This window comes from Vibrio sp. 1249-1 (assembly GCF_033340495.1).
In genome coordinates this window covers 180,860-206,836 of the sequence record NZ_JAWOWJ010000007.1, presented here as the reverse complement: position 1 = coordinate 206,836, position 25,977 = coordinate 180,860, and the positions used below count along the sequence as shown (strand labels likewise).

The 25,977-nt window shown below is 44.0% G+C and carries 30 protein-coding genes; 18 read left to right on the top strand and 12 right to left on the bottom strand.

The window, feature by feature from the left end:
- Positions 1 to 15 precede the first annotated feature (15 nt).
- The 17 genes from mobH to R7Z50_RS14955 all read left to right on the top strand — a co-directional run bounded on the left by mobH (position 16) and on the right by R7Z50_RS14955 (position 17,864).
- Positions 16 to 2,829 (top strand): MobH family relaxase, encoded by a 2,814-nt coding sequence (gene mobH / locus R7Z50_RS15035; protein WP_053409740.1) that lies wholly within the window; start codon positions 16 to 18, stop codon positions 2,827 to 2,829.
- A gap of 9 nt (positions 2,830 to 2,838) precedes the next feature.
- Positions 2,839 to 4,710, top strand: coding sequence for a conjugative transfer system coupling protein TraD (traD, locus tag R7Z50_RS15030; protein ID WP_072161358.1), 1,872 nt, complete (start codon positions 2,839 to 2,841; stop codon positions 4,708 to 4,710).
- A gap of 9 nt (positions 4,711 to 4,719) precedes the next feature.
- Positions 4,720 to 5,358: a DUF4400 domain-containing protein gene (locus R7Z50_RS15025; RefSeq protein WP_053409742.1), complete on the top strand. Its 639-nt coding sequence runs from the start codon at positions 4,720 to 4,722 to the stop codon at positions 5,356 to 5,358.
- Positions 5,359 to 5,407: 49 nt separating this feature from the next.
- Positions 5,408 to 6,403: a S49 family peptidase gene (locus tag R7Z50_RS15020; RefSeq protein WP_053409743.1), complete on the top strand. Its 996-nt coding sequence runs from the start codon at positions 5,408 to 5,410 to the stop codon at positions 6,401 to 6,403.
- A 125-nt stretch (positions 6,404 to 6,528) separates the two neighbouring features.
- A complete protein-coding gene (locus R7Z50_RS15015) occupies positions 6,529 to 6,918 on the top strand; it encodes a hypothetical protein (RefSeq protein ID WP_017190581.1) in 390 nt (129 codons plus the stop codon).
- 68 nt (positions 6,919 to 6,986) lie between these two features.
- On the top strand, positions 6,987 to 7,301 hold the full coding sequence (gene traL, locus R7Z50_RS15010) for a type IV conjugative transfer system protein TraL (RefSeq protein WP_053409744.1): 315 nt from the start codon (positions 6,987 to 6,989) through the stop codon (positions 7,299 to 7,301).
- Between the two features lie 11 nt (positions 7,302 to 7,312).
- Positions 7,313 to 7,963 carry a TraE/TraK family type IV conjugative transfer system protein gene (locus R7Z50_RS15005; RefSeq protein WP_053409745.1) on the top strand — a complete coding sequence of 217 codons (651 nt, stop codon included), beginning with the start codon at positions 7,313 to 7,315 and terminating at the stop codon, positions 7,961 to 7,963.
- 23 nt (positions 7,964 to 7,986) lie between these two features.
- Positions 7,987 to 9,213 (top strand): type-F conjugative transfer system secretin TraK, encoded by a 1,227-nt coding sequence (locus tag R7Z50_RS15000; RefSeq protein ID WP_169780634.1) that lies wholly within the window; start codon positions 7,987 to 7,989, stop codon positions 9,211 to 9,213.
- Positions 9,214 to 9,226: 13 nt separating this feature from the next.
- Positions 9,227 to 10,573, top strand: a complete 1,347-nt coding sequence (locus R7Z50_RS14995; protein ID WP_079324414.1) for a TraB/VirB10 family protein — start codon at positions 9,227 to 9,229, stop codon at positions 10,571 to 10,573.
- Between the two features lie 33 nt (positions 10,574 to 10,606).
- Positions 10,607 to 11,002, top strand: a complete 396-nt coding sequence (locus tag R7Z50_RS14990) for a hypothetical protein (protein ID WP_053409748.1) — start codon at positions 10,607 to 10,609, stop codon at positions 11,000 to 11,002.
- Between the two features lie 123 nt (positions 11,003 to 11,125).
- Positions 11,126 to 11,575 (top strand): hypothetical protein, encoded by a 450-nt coding sequence (locus tag R7Z50_RS14985; RefSeq protein ID WP_053409749.1) that lies wholly within the window; start codon positions 11,126 to 11,128, stop codon positions 11,573 to 11,575.
- A 186-nt stretch (positions 11,576 to 11,761) separates the two neighbouring features.
- Positions 11,762 to 12,625: a hypothetical protein gene (locus R7Z50_RS14980; protein ID WP_053409750.1), complete on the top strand. Its 864-nt coding sequence runs from the start codon at positions 11,762 to 11,764 to the stop codon at positions 12,623 to 12,625.
- Positions 12,603 to 13,232 (top strand): TraV family lipoprotein, encoded by a 630-nt coding sequence (locus tag R7Z50_RS14975; protein WP_053409751.1) that lies wholly within the window; start codon positions 12,603 to 12,605, stop codon positions 13,230 to 13,232. The genes R7Z50_RS14980 and R7Z50_RS14975 overlap by 23 nt, the downstream gene beginning before the upstream one ends.
- Before the next feature lie 11 nt (positions 13,233 to 13,243).
- The gene (locus R7Z50_RS14970; RefSeq protein ID WP_053409752.1) at positions 13,244 to 15,859 is read left to right on the top strand and encodes a TraC family protein; all 2,616 of its coding nucleotides are present in this window, start codon (positions 13,244 to 13,246) and stop codon (positions 15,857 to 15,859) included.
- A 119-nt stretch (positions 15,860 to 15,978) separates the two neighbouring features.
- The gene (locus tag R7Z50_RS14965) at positions 15,979 to 16,158 is read left to right on the top strand and encodes a hypothetical protein (RefSeq protein ID WP_053409753.1); all 180 of its coding nucleotides are present in this window, start codon (positions 15,979 to 15,981) and stop codon (positions 16,156 to 16,158) included.
- Between the two features lie 260 nt (positions 16,159 to 16,418).
- The gene (locus tag R7Z50_RS14960; RefSeq protein ID WP_053409754.1) at positions 16,419 to 17,099 is read left to right on the top strand and encodes a hypothetical protein; all 681 of its coding nucleotides are present in this window, start codon (positions 16,419 to 16,421) and stop codon (positions 17,097 to 17,099) included.
- Between the two features lie 90 nt (positions 17,100 to 17,189).
- Positions 17,190 to 17,864: a hypothetical protein gene (locus R7Z50_RS14955; protein WP_053409755.1), complete on the top strand. Its 675-nt coding sequence runs from the start codon at positions 17,190 to 17,192 to the stop codon at positions 17,862 to 17,864.
- A gap of 101 nt (positions 17,865 to 17,965) precedes the next feature.
- Here R7Z50_RS14955 and R7Z50_RS14950 read toward each other — a convergent pair whose 3' ends face one another.
- The 12 genes from R7Z50_RS14950 to R7Z50_RS14895 all read right to left on the bottom strand — a co-directional run bounded on the left by R7Z50_RS14950 (position 17,966) and on the right by R7Z50_RS14895 (position 24,393).
- The gene (locus R7Z50_RS14950; protein WP_157052362.1) at positions 17,966 to 18,139 is read right to left on the bottom strand and encodes a hypothetical protein; all 174 of its coding nucleotides are present in this window, start codon (positions 18,137 to 18,139) and stop codon (positions 17,966 to 17,968) included.
- Between the two features lie 276 nt (positions 18,140 to 18,415).
- Positions 18,416 to 18,667: a hypothetical protein gene (locus tag R7Z50_RS14945; RefSeq protein WP_053409756.1), complete on the bottom strand. Its 252-nt coding sequence runs from the start codon at positions 18,665 to 18,667 to the stop codon at positions 18,416 to 18,418.
- 15 nt (positions 18,668 to 18,682) lie between these two features.
- Positions 18,683 to 19,078 (bottom strand): hypothetical protein, encoded by a 396-nt coding sequence (locus R7Z50_RS14940; protein ID WP_053409757.1) that lies wholly within the window; start codon positions 19,076 to 19,078, stop codon positions 18,683 to 18,685.
- A gap of 102 nt (positions 19,079 to 19,180) precedes the next feature.
- Positions 19,181 to 19,423, bottom strand: coding sequence for a hypothetical protein (locus R7Z50_RS14935; RefSeq protein WP_053409758.1), 243 nt, complete (start codon positions 19,421 to 19,423; stop codon positions 19,181 to 19,183).
- 29 nt (positions 19,424 to 19,452) lie between these two features.
- A complete protein-coding gene (locus R7Z50_RS14930) occupies positions 19,453 to 19,758 on the bottom strand; it encodes a hypothetical protein (protein WP_053409759.1) in 306 nt (101 codons plus the stop codon).
- Positions 19,759 to 19,820: 62 nt separating this feature from the next.
- Positions 19,821 to 20,114 (bottom strand): hypothetical protein, encoded by a 294-nt coding sequence (locus R7Z50_RS14925; protein ID WP_053409760.1) that lies wholly within the window; start codon positions 20,112 to 20,114, stop codon positions 19,821 to 19,823.
- Positions 20,107 to 20,526 carry a hypothetical protein gene (locus tag R7Z50_RS14920; RefSeq protein ID WP_053409761.1) on the bottom strand — a complete coding sequence of 140 codons (420 nt, stop codon included), beginning with the start codon at positions 20,524 to 20,526 and terminating at the stop codon, positions 20,107 to 20,109. The genes R7Z50_RS14925 and R7Z50_RS14920 overlap by 8 nt, the downstream gene beginning before the upstream one ends.
- Positions 20,527 to 20,604: 78 nt before the next feature.
- Positions 20,605 to 21,297 (bottom strand): hypothetical protein, encoded by a 693-nt coding sequence (locus tag R7Z50_RS14915; RefSeq protein ID WP_053409762.1) that lies wholly within the window; start codon positions 21,295 to 21,297, stop codon positions 20,605 to 20,607.
- A gap of 136 nt (positions 21,298 to 21,433) precedes the next feature.
- Positions 21,434 to 21,859 carry a hypothetical protein gene (locus tag R7Z50_RS14910; RefSeq protein WP_053409763.1) on the bottom strand — a complete coding sequence of 142 codons (426 nt, stop codon included), beginning with the start codon at positions 21,857 to 21,859 and terminating at the stop codon, positions 21,434 to 21,436.
- Between the two features lie 527 nt (positions 21,860 to 22,386).
- Positions 22,387 to 23,151, bottom strand: a complete 765-nt coding sequence (locus tag R7Z50_RS14905; RefSeq protein ID WP_053409764.1) for a hypothetical protein — start codon at positions 23,149 to 23,151, stop codon at positions 22,387 to 22,389.
- 75 nt (positions 23,152 to 23,226) lie between these two features.
- Positions 23,227 to 23,775, bottom strand: coding sequence for a hypothetical protein (locus tag R7Z50_RS14900; protein ID WP_079324412.1), 549 nt, complete (start codon positions 23,773 to 23,775; stop codon positions 23,227 to 23,229).
- 180 nt (positions 23,776 to 23,955) lie between these two features.
- Positions 23,956 to 24,393 carry a hypothetical protein gene (locus tag R7Z50_RS14895; protein WP_053409766.1) on the bottom strand — a complete coding sequence of 146 codons (438 nt, stop codon included), beginning with the start codon at positions 24,391 to 24,393 and terminating at the stop codon, positions 23,956 to 23,958.
- A 174-nt stretch (positions 24,394 to 24,567) separates the two neighbouring features.
- On the opposite strand from R7Z50_RS14895, the gene R7Z50_RS14890 reads away from it, so the two are divergent.
- The gene (locus R7Z50_RS14890) at positions 24,568 to 25,929 is read left to right on the top strand and encodes a hypothetical protein (protein WP_053409767.1); all 1,362 of its coding nucleotides are present in this window, start codon (positions 24,568 to 24,570) and stop codon (positions 25,927 to 25,929) included.
- Positions 25,930 to 25,977: the final 48 nt, after the last annotated feature.

Genomic DNA, 25,977 nt, shown 5'->3' with positions numbered 1-25,977 from the left:
TGATTGGAGTCCTTCATGCTTAGCCGCTTAAGAGGTGCGGTACACAAAATGTTATCAGGAGCTGCCGAAAGGGTGGCTCCTGATACTGGTAGTGTAGTTATGCCTGCACCAGAACTGTCTATTGAAGATCTGATTCGATACCCGCCAGAAACAAAAGGTATTCCAGTTATCTCATTGGAAAAAATACTTGCTTCTCAAACAGAGATATTACGATTGATGCATCGTGATTCTGGCTTGCCTGACCCAGAAGAGGATAAGGGGAATTCAAAAGGTGACAAAAAGAAGAAAGAGTATCAGCTTAACTTCGATACACTTTTTCGTCAGGTTGTTACCAACTACATTCGATATGTCCATTTACTTCCTGCATCTGAAAACCACCATCATAGTGATGTTGGTGGTTTGGCTCGTCACAGTTTAGAGGTTGCACTCAACAGTTTGCGCCGTTCACAGCAACAAGTGTTGCCAGCAATTGGTCATTTAGATGAAGAGCAAGCTAGAAAACCACGTTGGCAATACGCAGCGTGGATTTGTGGGTTGCTACACGATGCAGGGAAAATTCTATACGACATGCGCGTATATGATGTTGATACCGGTGAAGACTGGAACCCATACCTTTCTGACCTAATTTCTTGGGCTCACGAAAACAAAGTATCTCGATACCGTGTTACGTGGAAGCCAGAGCATCGCCATAAAAAACACGAAAACCTAAGTGTCCAAGTTTTGGAATGGATTCTCACTCCAGAAGCCAAGTTCTTTCTAATGGACAATTCTGATGAACTTCCTATAGCAATCAACCATGCTCTTGCACATTACGGTGGAAGTGATGGCTATCTGCAGACGTGCATCCGTGAAGCTGACAGCGCTAGTACTGAAAAAGACATTCGAACTCAGTGGCATGAAATGATTGGTAAGCGTCGCTACCCATTGGAAAGCGCAATTGTTAAAGCAATGCGCCGGCTTCGTGATAGTTGGGATGTAAATAAACCCAAAGGTCATATATGGATTATTGGTGAGGAAGTTTATCTAGCGTGGCCTAAGTCAATTCAACTGATTGTGCAGCAACTACAAGAAGACAAGGTAGATGTTCCTGTAAACCCAACGCGAATTCTGGAGATTTTGGAAGAGCGTAATTTGGTTAATCGGATGGATGAAAGCGTTACATACAGCATGTTTACACCAGAAATGGAAGATGTGACTGGAGCAGAGCGTGTCATTCAACTTGCTTGGCCGGGGCTGCTATACGAAACCATGCCCGTTCCTAGATCGGTACCTGGAGTCTTGCGTCTAAATAACGATGGCAAGTCACTTGAGTATAGAAAAGATGGTTCTGTTGTTGAGATCGATCCAGAGCATGATGCTGATGAAAAAAACACTGGAGCATCGGAATCACAGTCTAGCCGTGAAGCGACAAAGCAGCGTAAGAATCTGAAAAATACTACTAAGGCAGAATCTGAAACAAATGTTGGGTCAGTGGATTCCAATGCCTCAAATAAAGCCGAAGAAAGTAAACCTAAGAAGCCACGCAAGAAACCGGCGGCTAAAAAAACAGTCGATAAAAAAGATAGTTCTACTCAGGCATCAACTCCACCTAAAGCAACTGATAGTAACAAAGGTTTAGTGTTTGCCAATCAGGGGGCTCCAGCACAACAAGATAAACCAAACAAACAGAAGCCAATCGAAGAAACGCAAAAGCAGGTGTCTACTCATAAAACTGTTGATACCGGCAATGACGCAAATATGGAAGTGCCAGCGTTCTTGATGGCCGATGAATACGACGGTGAATTCCAGTCGCAGGCTGGTGGTGATATGGATGTGCCAGCATATCTGCTTGAGGAACAGGAAGTAGTGCATAAACCTTCAACGGAGAATGCAACACAGCTTTCACATAATCCTGAGATGGAGACTGCTGCAAATAAAGAACCTACTGAATCTGTAAGTCAAGAAGCCTCACAAATCAAATCTAGAAAACCACAAGCACAAAAAACTGACGGTGTTGTGCCTATGGGAACTCTTCTTAAGCGGAAAGAAGCATTTAAGAAAGAACGACCACAAGCTGCACAGCCGAAAGGTTGGTTGGGGCAGAAAAAACACGGTCGTTCTCAAGCTGATTCGTTCCTAATTGATTTGGCAAATGCAATGGCAAATGGCGATTTGACTGTTGAAGCAGGTAAGGGAATCTTCCTGACCGATGGCCAGTTGCACATCGATACACAAATGATGACAAAAGTGCTCGATGTTGAGGCTGGTCCAATTTCATCGATCTTGAAGAATGAGCGTTTACTCGATTACGACAAGCTGAAACCAAACCTACTTGTTCAGCGAAAAACATTTGGTCGCCATAAGGCAATGGTTTTTTCTCTCATTAAACCAGTTAGCCAGCAAATTTGTTCAGAGCTCGGGATAACTATCACGAACATTGACTATTCCGCTGAGGAACAAAGCCAAACCGTCAAAGTAACTAATCCAAAAAGTGATGCCTTAAGTCCAAAAGAACCTAAAGGTAACAACAACGCTAAACAGCCTGTTCCAACCCCTGAAATAACAGGAGGTCAAGCCGTTGGAGAGGAAGACGAAATCACCATGCTTATGACGTACCTAAATGCGAAATCAGAAGCTGGATGTGAATTCATGCAGAAAACAAAAGATGGCCGTCATTGGGGGATTTACGCCCAAGGCGCTATCAAATCATTTATTCAAGATGTACGCCCTGGGGCAAGTCGAAATGGGTTATCTAAGGAACTGACTTTGATGGCAGATGGAGTGACTGACTTAGAAACCGATTCAGGGCGTAAGAAGCATCTCTTGATTAGAAAAGAACTAATTGGGTAGTGAGGTTCAATGATAGATAGAGGTAAACAATTCTGGATGGAAAACATGTTCCGTCCAGTATTCGAACTTAAACAGGCGCAGATATGGTTTTTTGGTGGCTTTATAACTCTGTTTACAGGGGGGCTAGCCTTAGACACTTCTGTACCTATTCATGTAATCCTCTTTGGGTACATGATGATTCAATCTGGAATTCGCGTTAAACAAGGCCTGCCCTTGTTAAAGCGCCAGTTCAAGTTGTTTGTTAATTATTTTTACGTAATCAGTGCACTGGAGTTTCGAGAGAAAAATCTCAAGAAGAAGGATACCGCGTTTCTTGGTCGTGGCTTTCCTTGGGGGCCAGAACATGCCCAGCGTGCTTATCAAGTTATGTCTATGTCTACGGACTATCTAGAGATAAAGCTGCCGTTGGTGCTTCGTCCATTCAGTAAGAAGTACGAAAAAACAACACGTAAGCTAGGTGGTCGTCCTTGGATACATGGTCTTGGTGAGGAAAAGGAAGTTACAGCTGATGAAAGCGTATTCCATGCTCACTCAGTAATTTTTGGAAATCCGGGTACCGGAAAAACAACGCTGTTAAACATGTTATCAAGTGGTGCGCTTCATCGTGGGAACGTAATAATCATTATTGACCCAAAAAACGATGCGGATTGGCGAAAAACAATTCAGCGTGAATGTAAAGCTCTTGGTATGGAAGATAAGTTCTATTTCTTCCACCCTTCGCACCCAAGTAAGAGCTGTAGGATTGACCCGTTAACTTCGTATGTTCGTACCACTGAACTCGCGTCTCGCTTGTCTTCGTTGCTTCCGGGCGAAGCGGAATCTGACCCATATGTTCAATTCGCATGGAAATGTATTTATCAGGTTATTGAAGCTCAGTTATACGTTGGCGAGAAACCGCAACTTACGAATATTGCCTATTACCTAATGAGCGGCAAGTTCCAACTAGCCAAACGATGCCTTGATAAATTGTTCTGCGAAGTATTGGGGCCTGATTGGGTTACCACTATGGGTAAAGACATCGAGAAAATGGGACAGGGCAGCTTGATCGCTGGAATGTGTTTTTACTACACGCAAAATCTACAAGCTGATCATCCAAACCCTGCGGTCAACGGTATTGTTGAGATGGTGTCACACCCTCAAGAACACATGACGAAAATGTTAGGTTCGACAGCACCATTGTTTGCTCAGCTGACATCTAAACCACTTGATGAATTGTTATCTCCAACTCTACGTATGGATGAAACCGATGATGAACGACCTATCGTTGACACGGATAAACTCGTTCGAACTGGTGGTGTTTTGTATGTTGCGCTGGATAGCTTGTCTGACTCAATGGTAGCAAGTGCAATTGGTAAGTTAATTCTTGCTGATGTTTGTGCGGCAAGTGCACGTCGATACAACTATGAAGAAGGTAAAGGACGTCGCGTTAGCTTGTTCGTAGATGAAGCCCACGCATGTATAAATGACCCACTAATCAATATGTTAGCTGTCGCTAGGGGCGCGCAATTTGAGTTGTATGTGAGTAGCCAAACTTTGCCCGATTATATTGCTAAAACCAATGAGGCACAGGCTCGTCGTATCCTTGGTCTAGCCTCAAACCTGTTCTGTCTACGTGTGAACGACAACATCACACAAGAATATGCGACAGAGAACTTTGGTGAAGCCAGCATCCGTGAAGTTGGGTTCTCTTTGAACTCTGGTACATCGACTACAGGTGCACTAGGTGAATTCTCTGGTGGGTTGAAGGAGCAGCTCAGTCAATCCCGCGAGAAGGTTTTCCCTGCAACTTTGCTAGGTGACTTACCAAACCTCCAATACATCGCACGTTTATCTGATGGCCGTAAGGTGAAGGGGCGTATTCCGTTCCTCAAGGCTGCGTAAGGACTAAATATGTTTAGCGATAAAGATACCAATAAGCAGAAAAACTTCTTTGCCAGAATGGTGGGAGCTGTTGCCATGATCTCACTTGCGTATGTGTTGATTATGATGACACCAGAGGGTTACCGACAAACCTTACAGGCTGAAATTAACGCCTTTAAAGGTGTTGTTGGCCCTGCAGATTCAGCTCATGTATTACAGAATGCAGCTGACATGTATAGCTACGCATTTTTAGAAACCGGTGTTGTTTCTTCTATGGAAGAGTCAGTACAGATTACGGGGGTTGGTGGTGAGGAATTCTGGCGCACACCAATGATTCGAATTGTTGAAAACTTAAAGCTGATGTTCTACCAGACGGTTTTCAGAATGGCGGTGTTTTTCCACTGGTTAATACTTGGTGCTCCATTCATCTTCGCTTTGGCGTCGGATGGTTACTACAAACGAAAAACAAAGCAGTACGAGTTCGGTATTGCCAGTGCGAACTTATTTCGTATCTGGGTTAAAGCCGGGATGTTTGCCTTTTTCATTATCGATGTTTACTTCATTTTCCCCGCGGCAGGCGTGTTCGGAGTTCTACTGCCGCCGATTATGTTTGTAATCCTCGGTTTCTCACTCAGATATGCACTTAGCAACGTAAGTAAGGTCTTCTGATTTTATAAGCCCTCTCAATGGGGGCTGTTCATACACGGAGTTTTAAAAGATGTTCCCCTTTAGAAAGAGAAAGAAAGTACAAGAGCCAAGAAACTTTAAGGAAGCAATCATTCAAGAGTCTGCTCGCCATCTAAAAGTTAAAAAGTGGACGGACGGCGTTAAGGCTGGCGCTATCGCAATCATGATGATGGTTAGTGTTGGGTACACTCTTAGCGATACGGCAAGTGAAAAGATTGGGCCTCACATTGCTGTCATTTCGCTAACAGGGCCAATTGAAACAGGGAACCGTGAAACTGATGGTTGGAAAGTAAGCCAAGTTATCACTGACGCTATTGAAGACGATAATGTAAAGGCCATACTAATTGAGGCTAATTCACCTGGTGGTTCTCCAAGTGACGCGGAGATGATTTATAAAACAATCATGAAGTACCGTTTCTCAGAAGAAAACACAAAACCAATCTACACGACAGTTAGAACTTCATGTGCAAGTGCCTGCTATTACATTGCGGCAGCAACAGACGAAATCTACGCAATGGATTCATCGCTGGTGGGGTCTATCGGTGTACGTATGGATGGTTGGGGCTTCCAAGATGTAATTAAGAAAGTTGGAGTTGAACGTCGAGTATTCCATGCAGGCACACATAAGGCATTAATGGACCCGTTTAAACCAGTATCCAAAGAGGAAAGGGCGTTCATACAAGACTCTATCTTAACCAAACTCCATACACAGTTCATAAATGCAGTAAAGAAAGGCCGAGGCGACAGGTTGGTTGATAAGCCTGAGATTTTTTCTGGGCTTATCTGGACAGGTGAAGAAGCTGTTGAACTGGGTCTAATCGATGGTGTAAAGACCCCGATGGAGATAGAAGCGTACTTGGAAAAACAACTTGGTGTTGATAAATACATATATCATGGACGACAGAAGTTTAAGTTAACAAATCTGTTTTCAATGGATGCGAGTACATTGGTTGATATGATTTCAGAGTCAATCTACCACGAGTTCAAATCTGACGTTAAAAGCAATTCCCTAACCCCTACATATTAATTAAATACCTCTAAAAAGCCCTACATAATCGCTGTGTGGGGCTTTTTTTATTGGCATTCTACCCTCTGTCATAAAGACACGATCAATCAACCATTCTTACGTGATTAATATAGAGAGTTAAGAAAATGCAAAATACTGCAGTAATGGACAAAAACATGCTTGGCGCGGGCTTCGACAGCAAGAAAGTAATGATGTTTCTCGTTGCGCTTGTTGGTGTAGTGGCATTTGCCCTAGCGTTCAACGCCTTAGCCGCAACCGGTACCCTTGAAGGTGAATTTGCTGACATGTGGGACGAAGTGAAAGGTCTAGCTGGTGGTGCTCCGGGCAAAATTCTAATGATGCTTATGGTAATGGGTGTCGTGTTCTTCTCAACTGTTAAGCCAAACCTGGTTGGTTTCGCTGGCTGTGTTGTGTCAGTTCTTGTACTAGCTAACGCTGGCAAGATCATCGATTCATCATTGACTTCAACAATTTTTGACGCTCCAGCTGCATTACTACCACTTATTGGTGGCTAACCAACCCTTGATTGAGGCGCTGATCATTTCAGCGTCTTAATTTTTCCAATTTTGATGAATGAGAATGTATGGAAGATTCACAACAGCAAGCGCTTAGAAGTGACCAGCATTACCTCCCAATGCGAGTCAATGAACCAATGATGGTTATCTTTTGGGACGTAGACGAAGTAAGGCCAATCATCCTTTCTTTTGCTTTAGGTGTGCCGTTTGATGCTATCAACTACGTGCTACCTGTTGGGCTTTTGTACTTCTACGTGGCTAGAAGAATTAAAGCCAAATACGCCAAAGGAATTCTAAACCACATTGCATGGTGGCACGGAATTCTACCAATGAAAACCACGCGTTCAATGCCTGACCCGCTCATTAGAGAACTTTTCAGATAGGAGCACCATAAGTGTTTAAAAATTCCAATGCGCTGCGCTCATGGAGCTCAAGCGTAGCCTTATCTCGATTTCTAGTACAAAGCAACTTGGCTTTGGCCATTGCAGTAGTGGCATTGGCTTACGCCGCTTTAAGCAAAGATGAAACTGTCATCGTAGTGCCGCCAACGTTTACAGAAGAAATCACAATGGCAGGCAATAAGGCAAGCGAATCCTACAAAACAGGGTGGGGCTTATTTGCTGCGAACATGGCAGGCAACATCTCCGATCGTAACGCTTCATTCGTTGTCGATACGTTGAGAAAAATGTTCCTAGCACGTGACGCTGATGACTATGAACGCCAACTTCTATCTCAGGTAGAAGCCCTCAAGGTTCGTGGTGTAAGGGAAAACTTCACACCATTAGATCTAATTTACAACTCGCAAGTAGATACCGTTTGGGTTTACGGCGACAAGAAAACCACTTCAACACGCTCTGGCGCAACAACTACTCAAAAGTGGACATACGAAATCAAAATCGCCGCTCGTAATGGTCAGCCTAAGATTACCTATTTTTCACAATATGCAGGCGCACCAAATACACGTAAGCGCGTAGTTGAACTTAAACAGCAGCAAGTTGAAGAGAAGAAAGCTGCGGAAGAAGAAAATAAACAGGCCGAGGAATAGAAAACCAAATGAAGTATAACTCTATGAATAAATCAGCCTTGGCAATGTTGCTTACTGTTGCCTTTTCATCATCTGCATTTGCTGCAGAGAAAGATGTAGCAGCTGACATACCTGTTACACCAATGAACGCAAGCCGAGTGCCCGTTGACATCTCTGTTTCAAATGGAAACGTCGCCAATGCTGTAGACCAAGCGATTATGGATGCTGTTGCTAAAAGTATGCCTGCAAAATCTGTTGCGGAATACAAGGCTTCACAGCAAGCGCAGCAACCGGTAACCGTAGACTCTTATGGTATGCCAGTGGTTCAAGGTACGAAGGTTAAAACCGTAGATACTGCGCCAGTTTATACGCAGCAAGGGCAGCCACCAGCTATTGCGGCAACTCCAGTTCCGTCTGCAGCGCCACAGGTTAAAGGTTCTTCTGACCCAATCACTGACTCAGTACGTTCAAAATACAAACCACATCAAGAAGTAACTATAGAGCCTGGTCACGGTGAGTTATTACCCGTTGCTGCAGGGCTTCAAAACCGAATCGCAACGCCTTTTGTTGATGCTGTTGTTAAAACCGCTGATATGGAAGTGCCAATTCAAACAGATGGCGGTTTTGTTTACATCACGCCTTTAAGTCAGGCTCCGATCGGTCTAATGGTCGGTGAGCGCGGTATGCCAGAAACGATGGTAAGCCTAACTCTTATGCCTTTGGACGTTCCACCAGTAATGGTAGACGTCAAAGTGAAAATGGATGCAAAAACTAAAGCAAAGCACTCTGAATACATCGCCAAACTGAAATCCGATAAAGAGAAAAACGATTTCCTTACAGAAGCGCGTAAAGGTCCAACTGTTAAGAACGACCCTCGAGTGAATACTGAACATGAAGACCGTGCCACCAGCGTTCTGTCAGAAGTTGCGGGCGGTAACATTCCAAATGGCTTCGACATTACTACCGATATTCCAGCTGAGGAACGCTACCCATGTGACATCGTGCGTTTGGGGATGTACCACGAAGTGGGGCAGCGCATGATTAGTGGCCGAGAAATTATCGATGTCGTTCTGGTTAAAAATGACATCAATGGATTCCGCGAAGTGCGAGAAGAATACTGCTTGGCTGATGATGTAATTGCTGTTGGTGTGTTTGACCGTGCAACGCTGGCTCCGGGTGAAACCACAGAGTTATACATTTTGCGTGACAAACTTTACAACGAAAAACTTAAGCGCGTTCGTACTCGACCTCGTTTAACAAGTTCTTACTAAGGGGGAAATCAAAATGGATATGACCTCTTTGAAAGGCAAAGCTAATCAGCAATGGCAGAACCCTAAAGTACGTTACGGCGTAGTGGGGGCGGTACTGCTAGGTATTATTTGCTCTATTGCATTTAGTACTGACGACATCGATACAGGTGGTACTCGCAAAGACAATAATGGTGCTGTAGTTGTTCCTGAAAAATCTCGTCGTGTAGAGGCTAACTTCTTTACACAAGATGGCGCTGACGATATTGACCAAGGTCGAATGGATGAAATCTACGGCTTAATGGAAGACCAATTGGCAGAGCGTGAGAAAGCTATCGACGAACGCGAAGAAGAAATGCGCCAAATGGAAGGTCGCGTAATGAAAGAGCTTGAGTCACTACGCTTTAACCAGAACGACCTTAAGCGTGAGTTGGAAGTGCAGAAAACCGCTTCTGAGGAAGTTCAGAAACAAGTTAGTAATCAGAACTCTCCAATTTTTACGCCACCAGCACAACAGCCGGTTACCCAGACGCAACAGCCTGTAACCACGACAAACCCAATGGCAAATGCTGTACAGAAAGTTATGCCAAAGGTTATTGACCACAAGCGTATTGGTATCCGTACCATCGATAGCACTGGTGACCGATTCCAAGATGCGACGGGTGAGATTAAAGAACTACGAGTAACCGAAGAGGTTGAGGAAGAGGTTGTTAAGGAAGACACTGACAAAGATAAGACCAAGGATAAGGCAGAAATCTTCTTGCCGGCTGGTTCAATTATCAGTGGTGTACTTGTAACAGGTATGGACGTACCTACAGGTAACTCGACTAAGCGTGACCCATTCCCTGCAATTCTTCGAATTAAAGAGGAAGCTCTGCTACCAAACAACTTTACCGCTGATATTAGAGAGTGTGTGATTGTTGCTTCTGGTATTGGTGACATCGCAAGTCGTCGTGCTTACTTACGAGCAGAAGCGATTTCATGTGTAACGGATGCAGGGAAAGCAGTTGAAGCGAATCTAAATGCATTTGCAGTAGGTGGTGATGGTCGTAACGGTATTCCGGGACGTCTAGTTTCTAAGAATGGTGAAGCGGCTATGAAATCGGCGTGGGCAGGTTTCTTGAGCGGCATGGCTAACTTAGCGGGTCAATCTACTTACAGTATTGGCGATAACGAAACAGGTATCTTTGGTCCAATGCAAAACCCAGAAATCATGAAATCAATGGCTGGTACCGCGGCGTTACAAGGTGCTGGTGATGCGATGGAACGATTAGCTGACTACTACATTGAACTTGCAGAAGAGATGAAACCTTATATCGAGGTTAACCCTGGTATCTCTATCGACTTTATTATCCAACGCGGTTCCAAACTACCCCTAGAGTAATCTAGGGGCCACAACCCTATTAAGAGAATGTATATGAACGTTACGAAAAAGAGTCTTTTTGGAATCCTGACAGTTTGGACAATCGTGCTTTGTGTCGCTTTTGGCTTAGTGCTTAAGTTCTTTGTGTTAACAGGTAATACAGAGTCACGACTCGACAAGGTTGATCATGAAATCAAGGTGCTTGCCCAACAGACAGCTGTATCTCCAAAGATTGTTGTACTTGATTTGGCTAAGGTAGCCAACGAGTGGAAAGGACGTAACGATAACCTGGCAATTAAGGCAGTAGAAACAACTATCAAGTTTTATAACGAGAAGGGTTACCTAGTGCTTGATAGTGCAAGTGTTGTTGGTGATATTGGCAAGTATTCAGGCATGGTACCAACACCTGAGAAAATGAGTCAGATGATTCGACAGGCAGAAGGCAAATAGTCTGAGTAAAGGAAATACAGGTTGTTTTGCAAAACTGCCTGTATTGAATGCGCAAGAAAAACTTGCAGAAGGATTTGTTTTTGTTTAACTAGGCGTATAAGTAATGCAGAGGTAATAACGGTTATGAAACTACGCTTAGGAAAAGCTCTACTATTGGCACTGACAGTAATGGGTACACATGTATCTCATGCTGCTGTCACAGCACAACAAGTAGTAACTAGCGCTAGCTACCAACTGACAGAATACGACACGTCAAAAACTGGTCGTCAGCGCGCAATCGAAAAAGTTAAAAAATCAGCATTAAGTAAAGCTGAATTTGAATACCTGACAGTCACAAAAATGGACTTATCTTCTGGTATTACAGAAACAAAGAGCGCTTCGACAGGCCGTGTGACAGATATGCACATACTAAGTGAAAGCTTGGCGCCATGCGATAACAAGCACTCTGCACGTTGTTATAACATCGAGGCAGAAGTCACGGTAACAACCGCTCGTATAGCACCATCACAGAGAGCAATCGACTCACGAGTTAACGCGGTAGAAATGGCGAAAGCTATGGAAGAATTGTTCTAATCTAATTCCAATACACCTCCCAATTTAGCCCTGGCCATGTTCAGGGCATTTTTTTATTCAGAAAACATTTTCTAACGCTACTTGTTGATAGCGACGAATAACTCCCTCTAATTCGAACCACATAATCGCCACAACCGAAACCCCGGATGCTTACTATCTACGGATTATTTTAGGTGGAAGGTAATTATGAGACTACGGGGAGTATCAAAAGCATTGGTTGGTACTTTAGCAGCGCTAACGTTCAGTAATGCAATGGCTGACCCTTTGCTCGACCAAGCGGAACGATTAGCCCAGCAAGAAGCAGCTAAAGGTAAGTTGAGTGCTAAAGCATTGGTGGGTGGCATGAGCGATCTGGATGTTAAGACTGCACTCCAGAACTTCAACAAACTCCATTGGACTCAAATCCTTCCGGTTAACGACCTAATTATGGTTGAGAACGATAAGGGCGAAAAGTTACTGATGGATTCGAAGGCTCGTATAGCTATACGCGGCAACGTTGAAGTTTATGACATGTGGAATAAGCGTCCAATCAACACACAGGCCGATGCAAAAGCTGCATGGATGGTAACACTAGAAAGATTTGGTGTTCGTTCAGGTGACTTAGCTAGTTTCCGTTATGGATTGAAGAAAGACAAACCTGACGTAACTGTGCTTGTAGACCCAAGTGGTGACTTCAACCTAAAGCTTTTCGACCAAATGAAAGCTATGGCAGACAAGTACTCCTTTGAGATTGTACTTGCTCCGCTGCTTGGTGGTGAATCTATTAATGAATCCCTAAAACTCTGGTGCGCCAAAGACCGTCAGAAATCACTTGATGAACTGATGGCTCAAAAGAGTGCTACTGGAGAGATATTCCCTACTTGTAATAAAGACCCCTTAATCAAAGCCCTTGGTGTTGCAGGTGTTCTGCAAATCAAAGGTCTTCCATTTTTTATCAGAGCTGATGGACTTCAACTGCAGGGAGCCCCTGACAGTCTTTCTGAATTCATGAGCCGAAACGTAGACAACATTGGAGAGGTAATCGTAAATGATGTTAAAGCATCTAAGTAAGGCTCTGATTCTTGCTGGTATCACGCTAATGAGCACAGGCTGTTCTAGCATGTTCGAGATAGGTGAAGACCCAACCGAGTGTCCGAAGGCACAAAGTGGCGGTATCACCTGTACGAGTGCGCGTGAAATCTGGAAGTTAACGGATAACAAGAAGGATTTGGAAGAGGCTCGAAAACGCAGTAACGGTGAACTTCAAGACAAAGATGATTCAGATGATGATGAAGAGAAAGAAGTTAAGCCAATGCCGTATCCTGGTGGTACGCCAGCTGAGCGTCAAGCCATTTACCGTGATTACGAATCAAATCGTTCAAAGTTGGCAGCTCCAGAACCTATTGCAGTGCGTCAACCAGCAAAAGTGTTGCGTGTTCTGATGAATTCATGGGAAGACGATGCAGGTCGTTTACATATCCCTGGTTATACCTACGTTGAAATCGAGAAGCGACGTTGGGTAGTTGGCCGTGGTGCGAGTTCAGCGCCAGCGCGTATTACGCCTTTAAGTATTCGCAAGATTTCCCAAGAGGAAGAACGCCGCAATAACCCAGTAGCAGATAACGGCATGGGTATCATTCAACCTGTCCCTGTTCCGCAACCACGACCAGTTAAGTAAGGGGTAGCGATATGGCAGGAATCCTAGATAAACATAACGCTATAGTAGGGCATAACCAATACGGTGATGTCCTACCTGTGCTTGAGTATATCCCGGAGATGAACGGGTACATACTTGACGGTGGATACATTGGTTTCACTTTTATCTGTCAACCACTGACAGGTGTAAACAACGACCTAATGAACTCTCTGGATGACCTTTACGAGCGTCAGTTTCCAGCAGACAGTTTTTTACAGGTGAGTTTGTTTGGTTCCCCTTACATTAAGTGGATACTCGAACGATTCGAGAATATCCGTGAAGGCCGTGCCGAAGGTGAAATGGGTGAGCTGTACGATGAAATCGGTCGTACTACATACCAGTACTATGAAGAAAGTACGGATACGCCACTACACCCAGTAACAGGCTTGAAGGTGCGTGACTATGAGGTTTGGGTATCTTTCAAGATGCCACTCAAAAAGCAACAGCCTTCAAAAGCCGAATTGACCGCGTTCCGTCGTCTTTACCTACAGCTTAAATCAACGCTTGAATCTATTGGGGCGCACCCGGACGACATGACACCTGAACTTTATGTTCACCGGATGCAGATCTTACATAACCAAGCGAAGAATGCTGATTGGCGTGAAGGTGTTAAGGGCCATGATGCAGGTGTACCGCTTCGTTACCAAGTTATGGAGAGAGGTGGCAGTTGTTTCGTCCACCAAGATGGCTTGGAATTCGGTGACATAGAGAAGGGTGAGGGCTCGTTCGTTAAGATGCTCTCCGTGCAGAAATACCCAGAGGTATTAACATTTGGTGATATTTATGACCTGGTGTGTGATTGGCGTAAAGGTAGAGAGGGCTTACGTGAGCCATTCTTGATGACGTTAAACATTCACTTCCCGCCACAGGAGAAAGCTAAGCGTGAGTTTACCAAGAACCGTGGCTGGTTAACGCACCAGGCGTCGGGACCGATTGCTAAGTGGGTTGACCGACTCCGCTTCCAGAAGAAGGACTACGACGAATTCTACATGTCCTTGGAGAACAAGGGCGCGCAGATTGCAAACTGTTACCTGCAGATGATCATATTCAGTGAGTCGAAAGCCAAAGCTGAAAAGTCTGTCATGGATGTACAGTCATTTGCATCTAAGCGTAAATGGAAGTTTGTGGAAGACCGCTACATTTGTTTACCACTCTATCTGTCATCTCTGCCTATGGGTTGTGATGAAGCGACAGTTAAAAACCTTCACCGATTTAACCGCTTCGCATCGGATGCATTGAAGTACATCACACCTATGATTGCTTCATGGAAGGGTAATGGTCTTGGGCGCCCGGTAGTGCCGTTAGTTACTCGTGATGGACAGATGTTCTGTTTCGACCCGTTCACCTCTGATGGTAACTATAATATGTTTACCGCGGCGGCATCGGGGTCAGGTAAGTCTTTCTGGATTAACTACTTGGTGTCTCAAGTACTGACGTCAGGAAACATCGGCGGCGGTAAACTGTATCGAGATAACCCTCTACCGAACGAGCGTAAACCTTTAGACCGTGGCCGTGTATTTATCATCGACGTTGGTCGCTCTTACGAAAAACTCTGTGAGCTCTACAATGGGCGATTCTTAGAGTTTGGCGAGAACTTTAAGTACTCACTAAACCCATTCAAGTCTATACACGAGTTTGCGGGTAAAGACGGTCAGGGTGACATGGTATTGTCTCTACTGAAATTCATGGCGTCACCATCGGGTACTCTAACCGACTTCCAGACAGCGCGTATGAACGTGTTGTTGAACCAACTATGGAATGAAAAGGGTAACAACTCGACCATTGATGACTTTGCCGAGATGTGTAAAGCCGATCCTGAGCCGCGTGTTAAGGATATTGGTTTCCAGTTAGAGCCTTGGTGTAAAGATGGTCCATATGGTGAGTTCTTCGATGATAAGAACCCTCCAGTAGACTTCTCCGGTGACTTCGTTGTTATCGAGCTTGAAGAACTTAAGTCGCGTAAACAGTTACAGATTGCGGTACTTCTGCAGTGTATCAGCTGTATCCAGCACGAGATGTTCCTGTCAGGCAAAGACCGAAACAAGTTGTTCATTTTGGATGAGGCCTGGGAATACATTAAGATCAAGGGCGGTGCAGGTTTAGCAGTAGCGGAATTCTTAGAAGCTGGCTGGCGTCGTTTCCGTAAGTACCAAGCTGCGGGTATCTGTATTACGCAGAGTATTTCCGATGCGTATGAGACAGAAGTAGGCCGAGCTATGGCTGATAACTCACAGTTCAAAGTGTTCTTACGACAAGAGCCAGAAGTTATCGAGAAAGTACGTGAGAACAAACAGTTCGACGGTAACGAAACTGACTTCGCGCTGCTTAAGAGTATCCATACTGTGAAAGGTGAGTACTCTGAGCTTTATATCCGTACTGGTAGCTCGAGGGAAGTGTGTCGATTGTTTGTACCTCGATACCAACAGTTGATGTTTACCACTGATGGTAAGGAACTTGCTGCTATTGACCGATATAAAGCACAAGGCCTGACGATCGCACAGTCTATTCAAGCTGTAATTGATGAAGAGCACGCAACCGGTAGACGAACCTCCACTGAGGAAACTGATGATTTCTCTGCAGAGGAACTAGAGGCTATGTTGGCCGCGTAGAACGGTACTACTTCCAGTACTTTAAAAGGCACTCTAAACGGGTGTCTTTTTCATTATTGGAGGGATTGCGGGATTTGCAGATTGGCTGATGATGTAGGAATCAAATGTAAGAGGTAGCTATGCACAATCATCGATACATTACCGGCTTATGCTCTGATGATGCTCCAGAGAGCGAGAAACAGTTTCTACGTGTCGTTACTGAGCGTCTTATGATGTCAGGCTACACTATGCGTACAGGCGGTCTTATAGGCTCACCTGAGCCGTTTATACGCGGTGCTATGGACGCGGCAGATACTTAACTATCTCGAACAAACGAGCGCTTGAGTATGAAACGTATGTGCCGGCATTAATGGGCGACGACTTGAACGACATTAGTCGATTCATGATTTGCTGGGCGCCTATGCCTACATTTGATAAGAACCAACGACAAAACGATTGTCATGGCTGTATGAGCACTGCAATCAGAATTGCACACACATATGGCATGCAGGTATTCAATACCGCGATACCTGCTCACAAAACAAGATTGCTAAGATGGATAACTGGAGATGTACGCTAAATGACTAACAAAATAGAAACCCAAGCAGTAGAGAATTTCTGGAGCCGTTTCCCTGGACACATCAACTTCTTGGAAGAAAGCGTGAAGTTAGGCCACAACGAAGAGTTTCAGATCCGTTATGACGCAGTAAACAAGTCTGCCCAAGAGTTTCACCCGGCGCTACGTGTCGAATTCTCTCTTGATATGATGGAAGCGAAGGTAAACGCGATCATTATAACTTCAAAAGAGAAGGGAGAAGGTCGCAAGGTAGCTATGAAGCTTGCAAAAGCTTGCCCAGAAGAATATCGAGAGTTGGTTACACCATATCGCTTACCTGCATTGCCGTGGGATTCTGAGGTTACCCAAAACTGGGTGACAGACATGGCCGGACAGTATGGCATGAGAAGTATCGCTAACGAAGTTGGAGCGGTGCTATCTGATGTCACGGTTGCGGTTAAGAGTAATCCTCACAACGGCAAAGTGTTGATACAGGTTGGCTTCAAAAACAAGCGTGAACTGAAAGCGGTTGGTGAAGAAATTGTATTGGTAATGCTGGAGTTATTGCTTGGCGAAGAGATTATTGCGGAAGGTGTTGATCTTCTTAGTATTAAGACAGCCAAGGAATTAAGTTCTGGTAAAATGGGCTGGGAACATACAAGCGGCTTAAATGCCCGTGATGTAATTCTCCGTAACCTGCTCTAACGGTATCCATTTATGTACAATTAGATGTATAATCAAGTAAATAAGAGCAAGGATAGCTCATTACGGATGTAAATTATTAGGAAGCTGCTGATGAATCATGTAAATCTGTTTATGCCAAAACCCATTCCGGTGCCAGATGCCGAAATGGAGGCGTTACAGGAAACAATGAATCATTTGCAGCACCTTAGTCATAACACTTCAATTCCCAATGGTAAGCAGGCTCTTACCGACTTCTTAGAAACAACTCCAATCTTACTTGCTGGTGGCTTTGCGAATCGCGGCATGTTGAACACAATGATCCCGTTTGCACACCAAGTCAAAGCCAGCACGAACTTTATCCCTTGGTTAAACATTCAAGACACTGTTAACACATGGCTATCGTGGGCTGAGAAAAGACGTGATGGTCTGTTTAACGATGACATAGATGAACAGTCACTTTGTGTTGATAGAGCCACAAAACAAATGCCTGTATTTGCGGTACAGCACAAAGGGTTAAAGCGAGTTATCTATCTACATGACCTACCAATTGAATTGGCTACATGGTGCGTACACTCTGAACAAAAGGGGTACTGCGTATTTGCAGTTAATGAAAGTTCAGTCGTGGCTAACTTTGAAGCCTTTAAGTACACCTCGGTTAACTGCGATCTAATACCTGTTAAAGCTGTGCTTCATTTTGGCTACGTAATACGAGATGGGCTAATTGTTATGAAAGGGGAGTCCTACGACCCTGAGAACGACAGTCAGTTCTATGAATTTGAGATATAAAAAAACGACCAGATAAAACATCTTGGTCGCTCTTATGTTGTTTCTATGTGTCTCACCACACACCTCCAGTCCATTACAAGTTAAAGTGCTTTGTAACGTCCTTAGAAGCGGTGAATAGCTGTTTGAGTAGGGATGTGTTTAGCGACTTCTTTAGCAAGCGCCTGATTAGGAGTCAGCTCTTTTGAGAAGTCATAGTGTTTGTAAGTTTTCTGCTCAGGTTGGTTTGCCAAAGCTACTACACCTAATACGATTACTAGTACAATTACTGCTGCCATAATTATCACCTTTGAAAGTTAGTTGGTTAATGTATCGTCTTGATATGTTTATAATCGCATCGATTGAAATTCGCGCAAGACCATATTTTAGACACAACCATCCCTGCCAGTTCTTTAAAAAAAGAACAGCATAACCCTCAAGTCACATCGAAACTGAATGTCACCCAAGTACCCGCAGTTTATCGGCTCTGCAAAGGAAACCTCCTAACTACGGATGCATGTTTTTAAATCATTTCTTTTGGTGGCTCTCATACAAAAGCCACCAGCGCACGATAGTTAATCCACTTTGATAAACACAATCGAGCTAAAGCCGAACGTGTGAAGCCCTGTACTTAGACCTGACGCGCTTGCCAACTCATTCAATTGCGTTGCCTGCTCGTAATTCCTAACAACCAAACCGCTTGTATATCGATTAGGGTGATTTACCGTTCTACACTGGTGATAGTGATGAACAGTTTCTTGAACTGGGATACTGTGTTCTTCGGCAATTTCATTAAGTGTGGTTAGTGCTGCATTCGTTGTTTGCATGATGACGTCCTTATCTTAGCGGTATCGAGGGTCTACGAATTTATTGATGATTTCTTCACTCGGTACTGCTGAGCAATGAGTAATGAGATCCGCGATAGTTAGCGGTTTATTGAATGCAGCTATACGCCAACTCATGTATGGAAGAGTTTTGTTGCCTATAAGCTTTTCATCAGCACCGAGCCACGTATACAGCTGAGCTAGGTTGTGGAATTGAGCACCACTGTTGAAGCCAAGGGCAGGGCTAAGGCGTACACCTTTGAACTCCAGTCGTAATCGAGCAGGGATATGCGATATAAGGTCGCGTAGAGGTGTTGCAGGAGTATCTGACACACTTGGTAAGCGTCCCGTCATTTGATAGTCCATTAACAGCTTTGGGTTGCGCATCATTGCGTTGATTGCGTGGTGGCTCATGATTAGTCCTTGTTGCTTGGTTGATGTGACCAATCTAAATGCAAAGGCTAATCGTGCAACTCAATAAAATGGTAGGGTGGTGGGAGATAAGGGGCGAACCCCTTACAGTTTGCGGATAACGTAGGTTACATTGTCACATGTTATTTCTATCTGACCGTTTTCCAGTAACTGAGAGTCAATATATTCAGCGTACTTCATGTAGTCTTCGACCGATTTAACCATCGTGACTGCCTCTCTATCGAAACGAGCTATGAAGCCGCTCACATCGATATGGGTTCCTTCATCGAGTAACTGCTTGCCGCAGGTTTTACACAAGGTTTCTTTGTGAACGATATAGCTATTCATGGTTAACTCTCAGTATGTTATCAACAGGGTTATTTCTTAGCATCCGTGTAAGGTTTATACGCCAGTTCGATAGCTTGCAGATAGGCGAGTGCGCTTTGGTCTTTCTCAAGAAACTGTCGCTCAAACGATAAACCTTTTAGGTAACGCTGTCTCGCGGCCACATAACGTAGGTTGCTTGGCTTATCCTCTAGGTACCGAGTCATCAAGCTACTAACTTTTGTCCGTGCAATGGGGAACTGAGCCATAACGATAGTGGAGTTTATCTCTAAATGCAGTTCAACATAAGCATCGATAAATCTCAGTACGATCTGATTAAATGCTTCGTTTTGATTCACTTATTTTGCCTCATTTATAGTGTTTTAGTTGTACACACTGTTCACGCACCGAGCAGGGTTCGTTAGTGTCTCTTTAACCAAGTTCTAAGCTCACGGATTGGTTCTTGTAGTACTACCCAGATAAACAGCATTCCAACACCGATAAGAGTCAGGCAGAGTGGTACAAACAGTACCTTTGAAGTCAGGGTGTTAATTCCGTAAAGCAATTCTTCTGGGATGCTGTCACTAAATTGAATGATCCCAAATCGCAGTAGTAGGCCTAATACACCAAGATTGAATGCCACAGCACCGAGAACGAGTTTTTGTAGGTCTTCTTGCCATGTAGTGGGCTTGTTATCTTTAGCTGCTTCAATCATTGCCGCTTTCCTTGTTGAAGAGTAACGATTCAATTTCTGTAACCAGTGAACCTGCCTCAAGTGCGTGATGTATGCTTAAGTGATGATCCCTTTTATAGTCGTTACCTGTATTCACTATGAATTCCAACGCTTGGTTTAAGGCGTATTTCAGTGCCTCTTCATTAGGCGAAGGGAACAAGGGGATTTGAGAAATAACAAAGTCACTTGGATCCAATGGCTCTGCAGGATTGGCACTGTCGTAGGAGAAGTACTGTTCCCCGTTCGAGTAGACGGTTATTTCTGGCGAGCCTGCACAACCCCACAGTGTGGCTTTGTAGTAACCTTTCGGTAGAATTTCTTCTTTCTCTTCGTCAGTAGCATACACAGCTAGTGGTTTATTCAATACATCATCGCTGGTGGCATGAATGCTCATTGCTAAAATCTCTTCTTACGGTTGCGTTACTGCAGTTAGGTATTGCGGTGAAGTTAACCTGGTCCACCGCGTTAAAATTTATTGAGCGCTTAAAATCTGTTTGGTTCGTTCATTATTCATTGGGCAAAGCGCGTAAGCAGTATCTGAGTCATGACAGCTTGCATTGGAAAATGTCACCACTCGGCCACTTGGTAGTTGGTAGAAATCGTAGCTACCGCGGCACAGCTCTTCATACTCGTCTGCATCAATTGGGATGTATGGGCGTGACAAGCAAACTGTATCGCTATTCAAAGCCGAACCCATAAGCGGTGTTAGGTGTTTAATGCCTAATGGGTTTTGGTAGATATACGATTCAATGGCCTGAATTACAGATAAGCCTTTATTAAATGATTCGGTAAAGTAGGCTTCCGACATTGAGTAATCCGGGTCAATCGCACTTAATGCCTCTCGAACATCAACAAGATAAAGGGGGAGTGATTTTTTAATTATCACGTCCTTTAGTGTGATATGAATATTTGTGTCTGAGTCATCATGGACTGTGCTCAGGAAAAATACGCGATCGCCTGCAGTGTGGTTACCTTCTGTTTTAGGGTAGGTCAGGTTAAGCAGGTAACTAAGCTGCTCAGATGGCTGACCATTTAACGATTGAAGGATCTGATAAAACTCCGAGTTGAGTGGAAAGTTTTTTGCACTTGAATTGGCTGTCACTACGACTGAGGAAAGTTGCGTGTCGTTCAAGTGGTTAAGTTGTATGTTGATACGGTGTCCCATTGTGTAATGCCTATATAATTTCATTAATCCATTGTGTGCCTATACGCTCAAAGCTAATCACAAGTGCCTAACGCGCAAGGCTAAAAAAAGTGACCGTATTAAACGGCCACCAGCTACAAACAAATGATTCGGTCAATTAGTCGCAACTAGAGTCGCCGCCAGAATCAAAGCTTGAGCTTGAACCGCTATCACTCGAACCGGAGTCAAAACCTGTTACAGAGACACTGCTATAGGTCTTAGTGGTGTCAGGTTCGGCTGAATCCATAATGGCCGCACCTACAACAGCGGTCGCAAGTAGATCATCACCATCGTCGTAATCTCTGCCCGATCGAGATGGGGTTGGTTTCACTCGAGCAGACTGAGATGCCGGCGGCACAAAAGCATGCGATGTTTTACCTGCACTTGGTGTACGTGGAGTTGGCTTATCCAATTTGTCGCCAGCTGTCTTAAGTGAATCTGCTGCTTCCTTGTCTTCGCGTGCTTTCTTAACTTTAAAGTAGAAGTGCATAGCAATGCCCAGTCCTAGACCAATGGCAATGGTCGTTCCGGTGTTCAAATCCATAAATCTCTCCGTATAGAAAATGGTTACGCCAACGGTGTTGATATGTGGCCGTGATAAAATAGTTACTGGGTAACTAATCTCATTACTCGCAGGATTATACACTACTGCAAGTTCAATGTTTATTGTATGAACATACTTAAAACGCGATAGTTTAAATTTGGGGTATTTATTTAAAAAATTTTCAAATAATTACCTCTATATGATTTTTAATACCAAGAGTCACTTGTGACTTATGTGAAGACTTTCAAACTAAATCTGTCAGTACGTGAACAACAGAAGCAGTCTTGGGTGACTGTTGAGAGGTAGATAGTAAGAATTGTTGTTTAGGTGAAGTGTTCTCTATGACTTCCGGGAGGGTATGAACGGGAAAGGTGAGAAAAAGAGAGGGGTGAGAACCAGTTTAACGAGGGTTGTTTTTATTCTCAAAGTGGGTATTGTGTAGTTGAAGGTTAGTTTGTCTCCAGTTGAGCTGGCTTTTATGGGTGGAAAAGGGCGTTAGTTGGCTGAAACTAGCGCCCTTTTACTTTTTATGACTCACACACCTCAAGTTTTACCTGAACCTGCTGCAGCTTCTCATAGAGAGCCTGTGCATTCTCCGACTTCCCCTCTCCGCGTTCTGCCAATACATCGAGAACACGAACAAGTTGAGACTCAAATTCAATGAGGTATTCGTAGTCTTCGGATACAGGTGCCTTCAAGCACTCAACAATTGCATTGTTTAGCTGGTGGGTTGAGTTAGACAGAGTTGGGCGTAACATTGCTTGTGGGTTGTATAACTCCGACCGAACCACGAGCCATTTATCACTAGCTGAAACATTGATTCGAGCCTGTCGATTGCCTGCTACCTTAGTGACTACAAACTGAATTCCATTTGCTTTGAGGTCTTCTGCAGCTTCAATAGGGGATACGCCCGGAGCACGCACGATGAATAGCCCCTGACCTGCACCGCGTGAAAGCGCTAGTGTTTTACGGGTATTCTGTTCGTAGTTGTGTTTACGAGCTGTTCTGACATGCACATCTCTTTGGTTGTGGCGATAATGGACTACATCTGGTGCAATGCAATTTAGTCGAGCAGCCTGAGCAAGTACTTCTCCCGGATGCTTCTTCGATGCACCGCCGAGGAAAACTTCTGTCACCATGATCATAATCGGAGTTGCATCAAGTTGGAGAGCTACATCTTCAAGGTTCGCGCCTGTCTTGGTCAACAAACCGAAGGAATCGATGTCTTTAACTTTGTAGCCTGGGCGACGTAATTCACGGCCGACATACAGCTCTTTGTTTTTCTGGTTCATGTTCTGCCTATAGCATTAATACTTACGTTATTCCTGTATGCCACCAGCAGGGATAATTGCTGGTGGCAGTCACGATTACTTGCCGTTGAAATTCACACCGATGAATCCTTGGATGTTTAGTTGTGTGCTCTTGGCAAAAATCGATGCACCGGTTTCACAAGCATCCGTAATAGATAATTCGTCGAAGATTTCTAATACTGTTTTGAGTTCAGCTAAGAAAAGTTCTTCTTGCTCTCCAAAGAAAACGACACCCATTTCGCCGTCTTCTGCGCCTTCCTCCTTGATGTTCATCATTGCCTGTAGTGTTTTAGGCAAATAGAACTTCTCGCGTTGTTTAAGGCTAAGAGTCAGCTGCGCATCTCGGTTACCTTCTAGTGCTTCAATCATCTCTAAATCGATGTCATCGATGACCCACTCAAGCTCACTGCGATTAACTATGATGACGCTTTCATCAAAGATGCAGCATTCTTCAATTGGGAGCTGATAGGTTTGACCGCGTTGATTTGTGTTCTCTATGCAAACGACAGACACATAGCCTTCATCAGCGTCGTAGTTAGTCGTTAGGTATTCGACGCCATTACGCTCAATTACGATGCCCGGTTTAAGTTTGCTTGCGTGATCCATGCTTCTACCTTTGAATGTTGAACGTGTTTGATAGAAACAATTAAATGCGATTTTGCTAAACGCACAATAGTACTGGACAGGTATTTGTAAGGATAAACGTTAAATTTTAAATGTGAAGTATAAGATTTGAGTAAATGAGCGACACCTTAGTTGGTCACGCTCATTTATAAAGAGTGGGAGTTATGCTCGGTCAGAGAGATTTTCTAGTGCGATGGCGAATTGTTTTACGACACTCGATGTAAGCGGGGGATGGTCTTCCACAACGCTGGCAGGAATGAACATTTGAGGCCATATTGAGTCGTTATCGATAAGCCCAATGTTGATGTGGCGAGTGCCATTAAATTTAGAATAAACGGGCATTAACTCAGTTATAGCGTTATCTCTCAAGGACATGTCTGAAAATTCTTGTTCGGCCATAACGCCCAAAACTCCGTGTCTTAGTACTACCGCAAATTCAGCCCCAGCCCATTTGGATACGATACTGTTCAGGTCTTTTGCGCGTTCAGCATCATAGTAAACGGTCAAATCCTCTGCGACAAAATCCCCGGCACAGTTGTACAGGTAGGTCGTATCGTTGATGTTGAATTTTGGCATGATGTTTTTGAGGTTTGAGCTCATGTTCGGTTCCTTAATGAAAACTGGCAATAGAACGCATTAGTTGAAAACAAGGTGTTTAAAACGCAAAATATGCGCCATGTGAGTATTTATAAAAACACGGTTAATTAAATGTGCAATAGCATTTGATTTCCATACTGCGTTCACTCAGTTGGACCGATATGTGAGGGTGAAGATTTGAAGACAATTCTCAAGCTGAGATACAAAAGTCTCATAGCTACTGTAGAGAAAGATAGGGCGCTGGCAGCACATGAAAGGTATTTGACTGGTGAGTTACCGGATCCTGTGAGCTTTGGTTGGAAGGGGATGGATGATGTCATTAAGGTATCGAGGAATATGCCTGTCGAACCACAGCCATATAACTGGATGTTAGGCATTGTCTCAGGATTTATTTTTGCACTGCTATTGGTGTTTATCCAAGACAAACAATTGTTATCTCCTTTGGTAGAACTAATACATGCGAAGGGTGGAGAACTAAAGGTAGTTCCTGGAGTGCCAGCAACCATTTCATCGTATGTGACTGACTTTGGCGCGTTCTATTTACTGGGGCTAATCATCAGTGCTCTGTACATGACCTTGGTAAAGGGGATTAAGCGCGTATATATCTGGCTGCTCATTACGCCTTTCCCGGCATTATTCATCGCGTTAGGGCTAATGTTAGTATCTATCAACTTTGAGCCCATGAACCTTCCGTTACTGACATGCTTATCTCAGCTGTGTGCCAATTACCTCCATATCAATTGGGATGTCTATGACAATTACCATCTTGTGAACTTCACGGTTGCATTCATTTTGATGTTGCCCCTTGGGTTATTTCACGCCAAGGCAACTCAAGGTCAGAATGTGGATTACAAGCAGCAAGTCGAAAGGCAGTACGATGCTAACTCGTTCATGAAGCAATATACGACAGAGTTCTTGTTGTGGAATAGGAATACGTTTGAGGCAAACCAACTGTTTAAGGCGGCTGGTGAAGCCGAAGAGAAGCTGGCCAAAATCCTAAACCAAATCATGAAGAACCAAGATGTAGAAAAGCTGGGGCAACTGTACAAAGAGGAAAGCCCAAGGGAATTTTGGGTTTTAGCTTATGCACTTCTGCAGACGTTAAATGAGGCTACTGCAGTCATCAGAGAACACATGGATAGTATCCGAAGTTTTCATTCAATTGTGGAAGGTCAGGACACAGACTTTGAATACATTGAAAGTAAGTTTACCAAGCTATTTCATAAAGCTCTTGAGCCTCAGATCGGCACGTTGACTAAATTGGTAGATCAAGCACTAAGCCATAAGGAATTTAGCGCGGAACTGGAGCATTCAAATCGAATCAATGAGATGAATTGTACTGGCCCAGAATTTTGGCAACAGGTGACTACGATTAGTAACGACGTGAAGATGCTAAACGAAGAGATTTTAGAAATTGAGCGAAAAGAGCAGGGTAGAGAGATGCGTATTCTTACCGGGTTAAGTCAGACTCTCGCAGAAGAAATGCGAAAATCATTCAATGTAGTGACCACACAAATAGATTGGGTCAAAGGGCTGTAATTTATTTTGTTCGACATTGGCGCCTTGGTTTTCCGGGCGCCTTTTTTG

Bases quoted from the DNA above. Each gene is read 5' to 3' on its own strand.
- mobH (WP_053409740.1), top strand. From the start codon at position 16: ATGCTTAGCCGCTTAAGAGGTGCGGTACACAAAATGTTATCAGGAGCT.
- traD (WP_072161358.1), top strand. From the start codon at position 2,839: ATGATAGATAGAGGTAAACAATTCTGGATGGAAAACATGTTCCGTCCA.
- R7Z50_RS15025 (WP_053409742.1), top strand. From the start codon at position 4,720: ATGTTTAGCGATAAAGATACCAATAAGCAGAAAAACTTCTTTGCCAGA.
- R7Z50_RS15020 (WP_053409743.1), top strand. From the start codon at position 5,408: ATGTTCCCCTTTAGAAAGAGAAAGAAAGTACAAGAGCCAAGAAACTTT.
- R7Z50_RS15015 (WP_017190581.1), top strand. From the start codon at position 6,529: ATGCAAAATACTGCAGTAATGGACAAAAACATGCTTGGCGCGGGCTTC.
- traL (WP_053409744.1), top strand. From the start codon at position 6,987: ATGGAAGATTCACAACAGCAAGCGCTTAGAAGTGACCAGCATTACCTC.
- R7Z50_RS15000 (WP_169780634.1), top strand. From the start codon at position 7,987: ATGAATAAATCAGCCTTGGCAATGTTGCTTACTGTTGCCTTTTCATCA.
- R7Z50_RS14995 (WP_079324414.1), top strand. From the start codon at position 9,227: ATGGATATGACCTCTTTGAAAGGCAAAGCTAATCAGCAATGGCAGAAC.
- R7Z50_RS14990 (WP_053409748.1), top strand. From the start codon at position 10,607: ATGAACGTTACGAAAAAGAGTCTTTTTGGAATCCTGACAGTTTGGACA.
- R7Z50_RS14985 (WP_053409749.1), top strand. From the start codon at position 11,126: ATGAAACTACGCTTAGGAAAAGCTCTACTATTGGCACTGACAGTAATG.
- R7Z50_RS14980 (WP_053409750.1), top strand. From the start codon at position 11,762: ATGAGACTACGGGGAGTATCAAAAGCATTGGTTGGTACTTTAGCAGCG.
- R7Z50_RS14975 (WP_053409751.1), top strand. From the start codon at position 12,603: ATGATGTTAAAGCATCTAAGTAAGGCTCTGATTCTTGCTGGTATCACG.
- R7Z50_RS14970 (WP_053409752.1), top strand. From the start codon at position 13,244: ATGGCAGGAATCCTAGATAAACATAACGCTATAGTAGGGCATAACCAA.
- R7Z50_RS14965 (WP_053409753.1), top strand. From the start codon at position 15,979: ATGCACAATCATCGATACATTACCGGCTTATGCTCTGATGATGCTCCA.
- R7Z50_RS14960 (WP_053409754.1), top strand. From the start codon at position 16,419: ATGACTAACAAAATAGAAACCCAAGCAGTAGAGAATTTCTGGAGCCGT.
- R7Z50_RS14955 (WP_053409755.1), top strand. From the start codon at position 17,190: ATGAATCATGTAAATCTGTTTATGCCAAAACCCATTCCGGTGCCAGAT.
- R7Z50_RS14950 (WP_157052362.1), bottom strand. From the start codon at position 18,139: ATGGCAGCAGTAATTGTACTAGTAATCGTATTAGGTGTAGTAGCTTTG.
- R7Z50_RS14945 (WP_053409756.1), bottom strand. From the start codon at position 18,667: ATGCAAACAACGAATGCAGCACTAACCACACTTAATGAAATTGCCGAA.
- R7Z50_RS14940 (WP_053409757.1), bottom strand. From the start codon at position 19,078: ATGAGCCACCACGCAATCAACGCAATGATGCGCAACCCAAAGCTGTTA.
- R7Z50_RS14935 (WP_053409758.1), bottom strand. From the start codon at position 19,423: ATGAATAGCTATATCGTTCACAAAGAAACCTTGTGTAAAACCTGCGGC.
- R7Z50_RS14925 (WP_053409760.1), bottom strand. From the start codon at position 20,114: ATGATTGAAGCAGCTAAAGATAACAAGCCCACTACATGGCAAGAAGAC.
- R7Z50_RS14920 (WP_053409761.1), bottom strand. From the start codon at position 20,526: ATGAGCATTCATGCCACCAGCGATGATGTATTGAATAAACCACTAGCT.
- R7Z50_RS14915 (WP_053409762.1), bottom strand. From the start codon at position 21,297: ATGGGACACCGTATCAACATACAACTTAACCACTTGAACGACACGCAA.
- R7Z50_RS14910 (WP_053409763.1), bottom strand. From the start codon at position 21,859: ATGGATTTGAACACCGGAACGACCATTGCCATTGGTCTAGGACTGGGC.
- R7Z50_RS14905 (WP_053409764.1), bottom strand. From the start codon at position 23,151: ATGAACCAGAAAAACAAAGAGCTGTATGTCGGCCGTGAATTACGTCGC.
- R7Z50_RS14900 (WP_079324412.1), bottom strand. From the start codon at position 23,775: ATGGATCACGCAAGCAAACTTAAACCGGGCATCGTAATTGAGCGTAAT.
- R7Z50_RS14895 (WP_053409766.1), bottom strand. From the start codon at position 24,393: ATGAGCTCAAACCTCAAAAACATCATGCCAAAATTCAACATCAACGAT.